Source organism: Algoriphagus sp. A40 (assembly GCF_002002735.1).
In the GTDB taxonomy this organism is placed as follows: domain Bacteria; phylum Bacteroidota; class Bacteroidia; order Cytophagales; family Cyclobacteriaceae; genus Algoriphagus.
Genome location: NZ_MUNY01000058.1, coordinates 1 through 12,290, shown reverse-complemented (window position 1 = coordinate 12,290; position 12,290 = coordinate 1). Strand labels below are relative to the sequence as shown.

The following is a 12,290-nucleotide window of genomic DNA, read 5'->3' as shown; positions in this document are numbered from 1 at the left end:
AAAAATATATTTTATGCGATTTTTCAATCTTTAATTTTGTTTCTTTGGCTTTTTTGGAATTTTCATTCAAATAGTCAATTTTATGAAAAACATAATTTTTTAAAAAATTGAATTTTTTTTAGCCAAAAAGAAAAAAGAAAACAAAATCCTGGGCAAAATGGAATCAAATTCAATCATGAATCAAAAAAAAAGTCCGGTTTTTCCGGACTTTCATTAAAAACAGAACCAAAGATTAACTTTTGAGCAAAGCAAATTCTTTTGCGAAGTAGGACAGGATGATTTTTGCTCCTGATCTCTTGATTGACAGCAATATTTCAAGCATTGCTCGGTCTGAATCCAACCAACCTTGGGCAGCTGCGGCTTTTACCATGCTGTATTCTCCGGAAACATTATACGCCGCAATCGGTAAAGGAAAATTGTCACTGAGCAGCTTAATTATATCCAAATAACTCAAGGCTGGCTTCACCATCAAGAAATCCGCTCCTTCCTCAAAGTCAAGATCTGCTTCGATTAAAGCTTCCTGGGAATTCGCCGGATTCATCTGATAGGTCTTCTTATCTCCAAACTTTGGAGCAGAGTCCAATGCATCTCGGAAGGGACCATAAAAAGCACTGGCATATTTTGCAGTATAAGACATAATCGAGGTTTCTGTGAAACCATTTTCATCCAATAGATTTCGGATATAACCCACTCTCCCATCCATCATATCCGATGGCCCCAATATATCGACACCGGCTTCGGCTTGGGCCAAAGACATCCTTCCAAGGATTTCAAGGGTCTCATCGTTTAGAATTTTCCCGTTCTTGACCAATCCGTCGTGACCGTCGCTGCTGTACGGATCCATTGCCACATCTGACATCAGACACACTTCTGGGAATTGCCTTTTGATTTCCCGAAGAGCTTTTAGGTAAAATGTCTCCGGATTAAAGCTCTCGGTTGCAGTTGAGTTTTTGAGCGATTCCGGATAAGCAGGAAAAACATCAAATGAGGAAATTCCCAGCTTCATGCATTCCTCAATTTCTTTAAGCATTAAGTCTTGAGAAAATCTGAAAATTCCCGGCATTGATTTTACCTCAATTTTTTGGCGGGCTCCATCAATCAGGAAAAGAGGGAAAATCAGATCCTTTACGGACAAACTGGTTTCCTCTACCAGATTTCTCACTGATTCAGATTTGCGGTTCCTTCGGGGTCTTCTTTGCATAGTGGATTAGGGAAACAAACTAAAAACCTGTTCTAAACTTAGATTTCTATAATCTTCAATGTATAAATCGCAAACCGGAAGTTCAGCAATAGTATGAGAAGACAAAACTCCTACTACTTTCATCCCCGCATTTTTTGCTGCAGAAACTCCCGAAAAGGAGTCTTCAAAGACAACACAATTGCTTGGGTCAACTGAAATATTTTTGGCAGTTTTCAGATAAACCTCCGGATCTGGCTTATGCTTACTCACATGCTCACTGGCCAAAGCAGATTCCAAATGGGGGAATAAGTCCAAGTGGCTAGCAATTAACTCCAAATTGGCAAAAGGTGCAGAAGTAGCAACGCCTGTTTTAACCCCCTCTTTTCTCAATCCATGAAAAAACTCCAAAAATCCAGGAATCGGATCTACATGGTGCTGGTAGATTTCCCGGAATAGACTTTCTTTTTCATCTTCCAGATCAAGGAGTTCTTGACCTTCAATTTTTCTCCCAAGAAAATGACTCAAGATGTAGCCATTGTTTTTCCCATACATATGAAGCATAAATTCCTCCTCTGATGGAAAAAGATTACGCTTTTCAAAAAAAATCTTAAAGGCTTGGGAATGGAAGGGGTTGGTATGACAGATGACACCATCCATGTCGAAAATGACTGCTTGAGACATTGTAATTCTGGTAAATAATTAAGGTAACTGAAAAGGCAAACCAAAATAGGGCCTCAAAAGTGCAAATTCGCCGCTTATTTATTAAAGGCAGTTATCACTTTCTCAATAATATCACAGCATTCGTGAAGCTGATCCTCTGTCATCACCAATGGAGGGGCAAATCGGATGATATTTCCGTGAGTTGGTTTTGCCAAAAGCCCATTTTCTGCAAGTTTAATACAGATATCCCAAGCAGTTGAACTTTCCGGACTGTCGTTGATTACAACTGCATTGAGAAGCCCCTTCCCTCTTACAAGTTTCGCAATGGGATTTTTCTCGACCATTTTTTGCATCCGATCACGGAAAATTTTTCCGAGTTTTCGGGAATTCTGGGCCAGCTTCTCATCGCGGACGACCTCCAATGCGGTCATAGCGACTTTTGCACCAAGGGGATTTCCTCCGAAAGTCGAGCCATGCTGCCCAGGCCTGATCACCTCCATAATATTCCTGTCAGCCAACACAGCTGAAACAGGGTAAAAACCTCCTGAAAGTGCTTTCCCCAAAATCAAAATATCAGGTTTTGTGTAAGATTCCTGCCTTTCACAATGTCCTTCGCAGGTACAATTCCCGCAAACTGCCAGAAGTGATCCTGTCCTAGCGATTCCTGTTTGGATTTCGTCAGCGACAAAAAGTACATTTTGAGCCGCGCAGGCATCTTTTGCTTTTCTCAAATAATCCTCTGCCGGTACATAAACTCCAGCTTCACCCTGAATAGGTTCCACCAAAAACGCAACAACTCCTTCCAATTTCAAGGCTTCTTCCAATGCTACAACATTATTATAAGGTATCCGGATAAAACCGTCTGTGAAGGGACCAAAGCTTTTTCGTGCATTTTCATCATTTGAGAAAGAAATAATCGTGGTCGTCCGTCCATGAAAATTGTTTTCGGCTACAATAATTTTTGCCTGATTTTCGGCCACACCTTTACGCTCATAACCCCACTTTCTAGCCAATTTTAAGACAGTTTCCACACCCTCTGCCCCGGTATTCATCGGCAAAACCATGTCAAAGCCAAAATACTCGGTCAAGTATTTTTCAAAAGGACCCAGCACGTCATTGTAAAAAGCTCGGGAAGTCAAAGTCAAAGTGCCAAGCTGTTCGATCATTGCTTCTTTGATTCTAGGATGGCAATGCCCTTGGTTAACGGCCGAATATGCCGACAGGAAGTCGAAATACCTTTTACCCTCGACATCCCAAAGAAACACCCCTTCTCCTCTGGACAGGACCACCGGCAAAGGGTGATAATTGTGTGCTCCGTATTTCTCTTCGAGTTCGATGGCTTGCTGGCTGGAATTGATGGTATGCATGTTTTGGTTACTTTTACGCGGTTTTCAGAACAGATAAGACTCAAATATACTAATTGCCTCTTGGCCAAGCCATGAAACAGGAAAAGAAGCCATTGCCAAAACTGACCGAGGAGGACTACTATATAAATGAATTGGGCTTGATGGTTTTTACAGAAATATACCATCTCAAAAGAGGCTTTTGCTGTGGCAATGGATGCAAGCATTGCCCGTATCCAAAAGGCTAAGCAAAAGCAGGAATATTTTTAAATTGCTTTGTTGTTAATTCCCAAAAAGTTCCGATATTTGCAGACTCATTACAGAAACGCATTTATTTACGATACGAAATCATGGCAAAAGTTTGTGACATAACCGGAAAAAGACCTCGAGTAGGAAACAACGTGTCCCATGCAAACAACAAAACCAAACGTAGATTTTACCCAAATCTTCACAAGAAGAGCTTCTACGTACCTGAGGAAGACGCATGGATCACTTTGAAAGTATGCTCTAAGGCATTGAAGACCATCAACAAAAACGGTATTACTGCAGTTTTGAAAAAAGCTCAGGATTCCGGAATGATTGTCATCAAATAATCAAAGTCACAGTCCCTTAAATCAACACCGCGATGGCTAAGAAAGGAAATAGAGTACAAGTGATTATGGAATGCACCGAGCACAAAAACTCAGGCATGCCAGGTACTTCAAGATATATCACTACCAAAAACAGAAAAAACACGACTGAAAGATTGGAGCTGAAAAAATTCAACCCAATCCTAAAGAAAGTAACTGTTCATAAAGAAATCAAGTAATCTAGCTCGGGAGTGATCCCGCTTAAACAACAAAGAAATGGCTAAGAAAGTAGTAGCAACCCTGAAAAAAGAAGGTGGCGTATCTTACGCCAAAGTTATTCGTGCTGTAAAGTCTGAAAAGACTGGTGCTTACACCTTTAGAGAAGAAATGGTTCCTTCCGCAGCGGTTCAGGACACCTTGAAAAAATAATTTGCCAAGCGCATCGTAATGCACTTTGAGTCCCTCTGGTCAAAAATCAGCAGGGACTTTTTCATTATATTCCACTTTTAAAACAGAGCAGCATGGGAATCTTTGGGTTTTTCTCAAAAGAAAAAAAAGAAAGTTTGGATCAGGGTCTTCAGAAGACCAATGAATCCATTTTCTCCAAATTAAGCAAAGCTGTAATTGGTAAATCCCAGGTCGATGAAGAAGTACTTGACCAGTTGGAAGAAATCCTCATCACCTCAGATGTAGGAGTTGATACTACCATCAAAGTAATCCGCCGAATTGAAGAAAGAGTCTCAAGAGACAAATACCTCAATTCCTCTGAACTTGATGTAATACTAAGGGAAGAGATTGCTTCGCTTCTGGAGGAAAACAATACCCAAGACCTTCTGGATTTTGATATTCCTGCTGACAAAAAACCCTATGTGATCATGGTGGTCGGAGTAAATGGTGTTGGAAAAACAACCACTATTGGCAAACTGGCAAACTTGTTTAAAAATGCAGGAAAATCAGTGGTTCTTGGCGCAGCGGATACTTTTAGAGCAGCGGCTGTTGACCAGTTGATCCTCTGGGGCGACAGAGTGGGTGTGCCGGTTGTGTCCCATGGGATGAATACGGATCCTGCCTCGGTTGCATTTGATGCTGTGAAGCAAGGCGTGGATACCGGAGCAGACATTGTAATCATTGACACGGCGGGCAGGCTGCATACCAAAGTCAACCTGATGAATGAACTCGGCAAGATCAAACGTGTCATGCAAAAGTTCATCCCGGATGCACCTCATGAAATATTGCTGGTCTTGGATGGCTCCACTGGCCAAAACGCTTTCATCCAAGCGAAAGAATTCACGAAAGTCACAGATATCACGGCCTTGGCCATCACCAAACTTGACGGAACTGCCAAAGGCGGTGTGGTCATTGGTATTTCGGATCAGTTCAAAATCCCGGTCAAATACATTGGAGTCGGTGAGAAAATGACGGATCTCCAACTATTTAACAGAAAGGAGTTTGTAGACTCTCTGTTTAAAAAGAAGTAAAAACCACAAACCAACCCTAATACCCCGAACTCCACGGGGTATTTTTTTTGGAAAAATTTGAACCCTAACTTTTTTATTTCGTAATTTACAATGATATCATTTTAACATCATATTGAAATGGAAAAAATAATCAAACCAGTCTCAGGATACATTGCGCTTTTCTTGGCTTTGGCCGGAATGGCTATCTCCGTCTATCTCTTCACGCAAGGATCTCCAATTGTGGGAGGCATACTCCTTTTCGTGTCGATCATTTGCCTACCGGGCTTTTTCATCGTGGAGCCCAACAAAGCCATGGTTTTACTCCTTTTCGGAGAATACAGGGGAACTGTCAAGGCCTTTGGCTTTTTCTGGGTGAATCCTTTTATGACCAAAAAGAAAATCTCACTTAGAGTGAGAAACTTTGAAAACAAACCGCTCAAAGTGAACGACAAAATCGGAAATCCGGTCATGATCGGAACCATAGTGGTCTGGCAGGTGGAAGACACTTTCAAAACCACTTTTGATGTTGAGGATTATGAAAACTTCGTCCACCTTCAGACTGATGCCGCGGTCCGAAAAATGGCCGGACTGTATTGCTACGACAATTTTGAGGATGATCATGCCGAAGTCACCCTTAGATCAGGAGTAGAGGAAGTCAATCATTCCTTGGAAAAAGAAATTTCAGAGCGCCTGCTTCAGGCAGGTATTAAAGTCATCGAAGCAAGGATATCCAATTTGGCGTATGCCTCTGAAATTGCTTCTGCCATGCTCCAGCGTCAACAAGCCACTGCCATCGTGGCCGCCAGACAAAAGATTGTGGAAGGCGCAGTTGGCATGGTAGAAATGGCTTTGGCTGACCTGAAACTGAAGGACATCATTGAATTTGATCAGGACAAGAAAGCTGCTATGGTTTCCAATCTGATGGTTGTGCTTTGCTCTGACAGGAGTGCAAGCCCAGTATTGAATGTAGGAACCTTGCACCAATAACGTCATGTACGGTCGGATATTCAAAGAAGAACAAACCTATAAGGGTACTTGGGTGATGTATCTTGTCTTGATGCTGGAAATCCCCACGCTTGTTATAGTAAGCGTGGTGATTTTGTCAAGTGAATCCGATAAGCAAGAGGGGACCTTAGCATTGCTCGCAATCTTCGTCATCATGACATTGATTATGGGACTCCTTTTCAACATCAAACTGGAAACCAGAATTGATGAAAAAGGAGTCCACTACAAATACTTCCCATTTATCAAATGGAGGCTGATCGAAAAATCTCAAATCCGAGAAGCTCAGGTCAAGACATTTGATCCATTGTCCGACCACGGAGGCTGGGGAATCAAAGGAAACAGAACCACCAAAGCTTATACCGTGATGGGGGATTCTGGTCTTTTTATTAATCTGGGGGAAAAGAAAAAAGTTCTGATCGGAACTCAAAAGCCGAAAGAATTAAGTGAGTTTATTGAAAACTGGATGGAGGATTAAATCATGTCCAAGAAAAAAGCATTTGCACTTCGGCTCGATGAATCCATGATGAAGGCGCTGGAAAAATGGGCTGCGGATGAATTCCGGAGTACCAATGGTCAGTTGGAATGGATAATAAGGGAATCTTTAAAAAAGGCCGGCAGATTGCCTAAGGGATCGATCGAATCAGAAGATCTTCAAGATTAAAAGGATCTCGAAAATTTCTGTGGAGCAAACACTTGACACCTTAACCGCTTCGATTCCCCACCCTTTACCCCTTTTGCCAAACCGATCTTCAATAGTTTTGGTAACTTGCGCCGCAATTAATTCTACATGAAAGCAGCGATAAGTTTCGTCATTCGGTACATTCCCAGACCGATTCTCCAAACCGTAAGTCCTTTGGTCATGAAAGTCCTTTCCCAACTTAACAAGGGAAACGAAGTAGAATGCCCGGTTTGCAATAGCCAATTCAAGAAATTTCTGCCGTATGGACGAATTGCAAGGGAAAATGCGCTTTGCCCAAGTTGCCTGGCTTTGGAAAGACACCGGTTGATGTGGCTTTTTCTCAAAGAGAAAACTGATTTTTTTACGGGAAAATTAAAAGTTCTCCATGTCGCACCAGAGCATTGTTTCATTGAGCGATTTGAAGCTTTGCCCAACCTAGATTACATCACTGCGGATATCGAATCTCCTTTGGCAAAAGTCAAAATGGATGTGCATTCCATACCATTTCCTGACAACACATTCGATGTGGTTTTTTGTAATCACGTTTTGGAGCATGTTGACGATGATATTTTGGCTTGTTCAGAATTCAACCGTGTACTCAAGCCAAATGGCTGGGGTATTCTTCAGTCTCCGGTTTACAACTTGGAAAAAACCATCGAAGACAAAACCATCACAGATCCGGCTGAGCGTGAAAAACTCTTTGGGCAACGGGATCATGTAAGAAAATTCGGGAAGGACTATGCCGAGCGAATCCGGAAATCAGGGCTTCAGATTGAAGAAAACCAATTTGTAAAGGAATTGCCTGCGGAAAAATTGAAACGCTTTGCTTTGGCTCAGGAAGAAGTAATTTTCGTCTGCCGAAAAGGGAATTAACTTTTGAAGGTTTTTTTGAAAAGCTCTACAACCAATCCTGCTCCATAGCCGCAAAGTTGGATCATAGAAGTCAAAAGGGCTAAATCTCCTACCAGGATAGATTGGTATTTCCAGCTTGCACTATAGATCACCAACCCAGCCCAAACTCCAAAAATGAGTAAGTGAGGAATTATATAAAACTGAAAAAAAAGCGCATTGATTGGAATCGAAAGCAAAAAAAACAGAAAAAAAGTCGGCATCCAATGCACTAACTGGATGGCCTCCGGATGAAACCGGGACACATTGACACGGTTTCTCCCAAAGGAAAAAGCCTGTTTGGCAAATGAAAAAAGCGTGTTCTTCCTTTTGTGAAAAACAAAAGCCTCTTCGACCAATTCCAGCTTAAACCCCGCTTTTTTGATCCGGATACTCCATTCGATATCCTCACCCCGATTGGGATCTACAAATCCTCCCAATGACTCAAATACCTTTCTTGAAACTCCCATATTGAAACCACGGGCCTGATATTTGGATGGATCTTTCAGCTTCCCCCTGATTCCTCCTGTGGTCCAAAATGAGGTCATCGCAAAATCCATGGCTTTTTGAAGATTGGAAAAATCAGAAGCTGCGGCATCCGGGCCTCCAAAAGCATCCAAACTTCTCTCCTGAATGGCTTTTTCCAATACAGACAAATAATCGGGGGGCAAAATCACATCCGAATCCAAGATAACAAAGAAGTCACCTTTGGACTCACTCATTCCATAATTCCGGGCATATCCCTGACCTTGATTTTCCTGAAAAAAGTATTGGATTGAAAGCTCTGAATCAAATCGGGAAACTACTTGATCAGCTTTAATTGAAGAACCGTCTTCCACCAAAATCACCTCAAAATCCTTGTAGGATTGGTGGAACAGACTTGTAAGAAGTTCAAATACCTCAGCTGGACGATTGTAAACCGGTATGATGACCGAAAAGAACATCAAAAGTCGAAATTGAGCTCCTCGTCTATTTTGTATTCGATTTCCTTGGATTGATTGGAGGTCATCAGTTCAGCAATAAAACCTGTGACAAAAAGTTGAACACCAATAATCAACGCCACTAGAGCAAGGAAAAACAAGGGTTGATCCACGATTTCACGGACTTTCAATCCCTTGCTAAGTCCGTAGACTTTCTCAAATATCAGCCAGGATGTAATCAAAAATCCTGTCAAAAAAGACAGGGTACCCAAGAGACCGAAGAAATGCATGGGTTTCTTCTTGTATCGATGGACAAAAGAGACTGTGATCAGATCCAAAAACCCATTCAGAAAACGTTCCAGCCCAAATTTGGAAACACCATACTTCCTCGGTTGATGTTGAACTACTTTCTCGCCGATTTTCCCAAATCCATTCCATTTGGAAAGTAAAGGAATATATCGGTGCATCTCACCATAGATATGGATATTTTTCACCACCTTATTTCGGTACGCTTTGAGCCCACAGTTGAAGTCGTGCAATTGAATTCCGGAGATCCAACGAGTCACCCCATTAAAAAATTTAGAAGGAATGGTCTTTGAAATCGGGTCATGTCGCTCTTTTTTCCAACCTGAGACCACATCCAGTCCTTCTTTGGTCACCATTTCATACAGGCCTGGAATCTCATCGGGACTGTCTTGAAGGTCAGCATCCATCGTGATCACCACCTCACCGACTGCCCTTCGAAATCCTGCATCCAAAGCGGCGGATTTTCCAAAATTTCGGGTAAAATTCAACCCTTTGAGACAGGGATTTAAAGCCGAAATTCTTTGAATAACCTCCCAAGAACGATCCGTACTGCCATCATTGATCAAAATAACCTCATAAGAAAAGCCGTGTTTATTCATCACACGGCTGATCCAATGGGTTAATTCTGGCAATGATTCTTCCTCGTTGAAAACAGGGACAACTACGGAAATTTGAGTCATAGATTAATAGTCGAGCGATTTGTCACGCTTCTTTAGAATTGCTGCCAAAATTAAGGCTATAATGGCATAAAAGATAAGGGCAAAGCCAAAGTTTTTGAGCTGACCTGTTAAAGTAAAAGATGCCGCTGTGCTATTTCTGATTTCATCCAAAGCAGACGGAGGAAGAGCATCAGGATTTTGGCCAAAACCTTCCATCATTTTAAGGGAATTTTCAAAAGTAATATCAGCCAATACCTGTGGAAGGGTCGGGTCAATCACATGAAATAAGAGTATCTGACCAATTAAAGCCACTATTCCTGAAATCAAAACAGCAATAAAACTAAAGTTAAAAGCAGCTCCAAAACTCATGAAACCGCCGATTTCTTCACGATACTGCTTGCCAAAGTAAATGATCAATCCGAAGAAAATAACCAATGATACCAAGGCAAACCAAGCAGACGCCAAAAGACTGGAATCAATAAAATAGGCAATATAAGTCACAGCCAATGCGACCAATCCCATGGTCAGTCCTGGTTTAATTGCTGCCTGAAATGGTGTTTGTTGCTCTTCCATAAAAGAATTAGTTAGGGTTTTTCCTGAAAATAATAGAAATAATAATGCTAAAAAACATTCCAGGTACGATTTTCCAAAGCCCATCATTCAAAGCGATATCCCATGGAGACATTTCCTTCATGTTTTCTTCAGTTGTCAAATAGGAATTTTCCCCCAATTGGGAAATAATAGTATCCCTACTTTCTATAAGCACCTCGAGTTTTTGATTCTTGATTAGTTCAAAAAGGTCTGGTGAAAATCTCAAAACAAGCCAAATCCCGAAAGTGGACAAAAGTCCCAATAAAATATAGGTCACAAAACCTACTGTCATGCCTTCAGAAAAGGACAGAAACCCCGAATTGGAATATTCTTTAAAAAATTTGATTGAGAGAAATACTGCAATTGGTACCAGTACATAACCAAATAACAAGTTAAGATTAGTCGGATCTGGATATAAATAGGAAAGACTGTAAAAAGAGATTATACTTAAAATCCCTCCTAATGTGCCAAATTGATAGGCTGAAGTGAAGTATTTAGTCATCTATTTTAATCAAATGACCTTTTTGGAAAACGTATTTTACTTTTCCAGTCACCTCTGTTCCAAACCATGGATTATTTGCAGAAAGTGATTTGTTGGATTTTTCGTTGTAAGTCCATTTTTCCTCCGGATCAAAAATTGTCCAGGATGAATTGGAAGCTGAAAGAATCTGGGTAGGTCCTGAAGTTACTTTTTCAATCAAAAGCTCCCAGGATAATTCCTTTGATAATTTCACCATTGCGGGTAAGAAGGTCTGCAGGCCAGCCATTCCGAAGGCAGCCAGATCAAACTCAGCAAATTTGGAATCAAAATCCTGCGGTTGATGATTTGAAACTATTGCATCAATTGTACCGTCTTTCAAACCTTTGATTAGAGCTTTTCTGTCTTCGGATCCCCTGAATGGAGGTTTTACCTTAAAATTGGAATCAAAGGACACCAAATCGGCATCAGAAAATATCAACTGATAGATAGAAACATCGACAGTCACTTTTAAGCCCTCAGCTTTAGCCTTCCGGATCAGATCAACACCTTTGGCAGTATTGACTGTTTGAAAATGAACCCGACCTCCAGCGTATCTCAAAATCTCCAAGTTTCTCTGAATGGCTACATCTTCAGCAAGGTTTGGAATGCCCTTCATTCCAAGTTTAGTCGAAACTTCGCCTTCATGCATTTGCCCAAATATCCCAAGCAACGGATCATACGCATGATCAAACAATACTCCGTCGAATTTCTGGAGGTATTGAAGGATCTTCATGTATCGGTCGGAATTAGCCAAGGTTTTGGTACCGTCTCCAAAAAATCGAAGTCCAGACTGAAAATGCATGTCCAAGATCTCTGTCAAATCTTCACCGGAGGCATTTTTTGTAACTGCTCCCATGACCTGTAATTGAGCAGAGTATTTTTTCGCCTTATTAAGGACAAAATCCACCTCATTTTTTGACTGGATGACTGGTTCTGTATTAGGCATTACCAGTGCCTGGGAAAAACCTGAGGTAGCAAGGGACTCACATAAGCTATCAACTGTTTCCCTGTATTCCTGTCCAGGTTCACCAAGTCCGCATCTGAGATCTATCCAGCCTTTGGATGCAAAAAATGAGTAACAATCTATTTTATTGTTGAATTTACCAGAGTCAGGATCCAAAACTTCTTCCATCAATCCATTTTCGAAAGTGTAATTTTTTGGTTCGAAAATCACACCATCTTGGATCAATCTAAGGTTTTTCAGTAGTACTGCCATCAATTTGAGTTTTGCTGCAAAAGTGCAACAATAATGGGTAAAAAGAAAAGTGAACCGGATAAATCCTGTGGCATACGAAAATGGGGTATTCTTGAATCAAAGGATCTTTCCGCCTTTCAGCGGAAACAGAATGATAAGTTTCTGAAAAAAGTAATGTAAAAAGCAAACTCTATAAACGCAAAAAAGCCAGCTGTTTAGAGCTGGCTTAGGAATAATGTGGCGGCGACCTACTCTCCCGGGTGTGACCCCAGTACCATCGGCGCTGCAGGGCTTAACTTCTCTGTTCGGGATGGGAAG

General features: G+C 41.3%; 17 protein-coding genes and 1 rRNA gene. 9 read left to right on the top strand and 9 right to left on the bottom strand.

Translation table 11 applies throughout. The features are described 5' to 3' along the window. Positions 1-232: 232 nt before the first annotated feature. The 3 genes from hemB to rocD form a co-directional block, all read right to left on the bottom strand. Positions 233-1,201, bottom strand: a complete 969-nt coding sequence (gene hemB / locus B0E43_RS31315) for a porphobilinogen synthase (protein WP_077350634.1) — start codon at positions 1,199-1,201, stop codon at positions 233-235. A gap of 6 nt (positions 1,202-1,207) precedes the next feature. Next, on the bottom strand, positions 1,208-1,861 hold the full coding sequence (locus B0E43_RS31310; RefSeq protein WP_077350632.1) for an HAD family phosphatase: 654 nt from the start codon (positions 1,859-1,861) through the stop codon (positions 1,208-1,210). 74 nt (positions 1,862-1,935) lie between these two features. After that, complete coding sequence (rocD, locus tag B0E43_RS31305) at positions 1,936-3,207, bottom strand: ornithine--oxo-acid transaminase (protein ID WP_077350630.1); 1,272 nt, start codon at positions 3,205-3,207, stop codon at positions 1,936-1,938. Between the two features lie 71 nt (positions 3,208-3,278). On the opposite strand from rocD, the gene B0E43_RS31300 reads away from it, so the two are divergent. The 9 genes from B0E43_RS31300 (at position 3,279) to B0E43_RS31260 (ending at position 7,766) form a co-directional block, all read left to right on the top strand. Beyond that, a complete protein-coding gene (locus B0E43_RS31300) occupies positions 3,279-3,431 on the top strand; it encodes a DUF5522 domain-containing protein (RefSeq protein ID WP_168171953.1) in 153 nt (50 codons plus the stop codon). 102 nt (positions 3,432-3,533) lie between these two features. After that, positions 3,534-3,776, top strand: coding sequence for a 50S ribosomal protein L28 (rpmB, locus tag B0E43_RS31295; RefSeq protein WP_077350628.1), 243 nt, complete (start codon positions 3,534-3,536; stop codon positions 3,774-3,776). 32 nt (positions 3,777-3,808) lie between these two features. Further along, a complete protein-coding gene (gene rpmG / locus B0E43_RS31290; protein ID WP_009036148.1) occupies positions 3,809-3,991 on the top strand; it encodes a 50S ribosomal protein L33 in 183 nt (60 codons plus the stop codon). A gap of 37 nt (positions 3,992-4,028) precedes the next feature. After that, positions 4,029-4,181 carry a DUF4295 domain-containing protein gene (locus B0E43_RS31285; protein ID WP_077350626.1) on the top strand — a complete coding sequence of 51 codons (153 nt, stop codon included), beginning with the start codon at positions 4,029-4,031 and terminating at the stop codon, positions 4,179-4,181. A 92-nt stretch (positions 4,182-4,273) separates the two neighbouring features. Continuing rightward, on the top strand, positions 4,274-5,230 hold the full coding sequence (gene ftsY / locus B0E43_RS31280) for a signal recognition particle-docking protein FtsY (protein WP_077350624.1): 957 nt from the start codon (positions 4,274-4,276) through the stop codon (positions 5,228-5,230). A gap of 117 nt (positions 5,231-5,347) precedes the next feature. Beyond that, entirely contained in the window at positions 5,348-6,196 is an 849-nt protein-coding gene (locus B0E43_RS31275; protein ID WP_077350622.1) for an SPFH domain-containing protein, read from the top strand. Between the two features lie 4 nt (positions 6,197-6,200). Continuing rightward, entirely contained in the window at positions 6,201-6,689 is a 489-nt protein-coding gene (locus B0E43_RS31270) for a hypothetical protein (protein WP_077350620.1), read from the top strand. Between the two features lie 3 nt (positions 6,690-6,692). Continuing rightward, complete coding sequence (locus B0E43_RS31265; protein ID WP_077350618.1) at positions 6,693-6,875, top strand: Arc family DNA-binding protein; 183 nt, start codon at positions 6,693-6,695, stop codon at positions 6,873-6,875. 126 nt (positions 6,876-7,001) lie between these two features. After that, a complete protein-coding gene (locus B0E43_RS31260; RefSeq protein ID WP_077350616.1) occupies positions 7,002-7,766 on the top strand; it encodes a class I SAM-dependent methyltransferase in 765 nt (254 codons plus the stop codon). On the opposite strand, the gene B0E43_RS31255 is transcribed toward B0E43_RS31260, so the two are convergent. The 6 genes from B0E43_RS31255 to rrf all read right to left on the bottom strand — a co-directional run. Further along, positions 7,763-8,725, bottom strand: a complete 963-nt coding sequence (locus tag B0E43_RS31255) for a glycosyltransferase family 2 protein (protein ID WP_077350614.1) — start codon at positions 8,723-8,725, stop codon at positions 7,763-7,765. The genes B0E43_RS31260 and B0E43_RS31255 overlap by 4 nt on opposite strands. Continuing rightward, entirely contained in the window at positions 8,725-9,687 is a 963-nt protein-coding gene (locus tag B0E43_RS31250) for a glycosyltransferase family 2 protein (protein WP_077350612.1), read from the bottom strand. Before B0E43_RS31250 ends, B0E43_RS31255 begins: the two co-directional genes overlap by 1 nt. Positions 9,688-9,690: 3 nt before the next feature. Next, positions 9,691-10,326 carry a DUF4199 domain-containing protein gene (locus B0E43_RS31245; RefSeq protein ID WP_254423426.1) on the bottom strand — a complete coding sequence of 212 codons (636 nt, stop codon included), beginning with the start codon at positions 10,324-10,326 and terminating at the stop codon, positions 9,691-9,693. Next, a complete protein-coding gene (locus B0E43_RS31240; protein ID WP_077350608.1) occupies positions 10,247-10,759 on the bottom strand; it encodes a DUF4199 domain-containing protein in 513 nt (170 codons plus the stop codon). Before B0E43_RS31240 ends, B0E43_RS31245 begins: the two co-directional genes overlap by 80 nt. Further along, the gene (locus B0E43_RS31235) at positions 10,752-11,993 is read right to left on the bottom strand and encodes a dihydroorotase (RefSeq protein WP_077350606.1); all 1,242 of its coding nucleotides are present in this window, start codon (positions 11,991-11,993) and stop codon (positions 10,752-10,754) included. Before B0E43_RS31235 ends, B0E43_RS31240 begins: the two co-directional genes overlap by 8 nt. A gap of 214 nt (positions 11,994-12,207) precedes the next feature. After that, positions 12,208-12,290 (bottom strand): 5S ribosomal RNA (gene rrf / locus B0E43_RS31230); the annotation flags it as partial.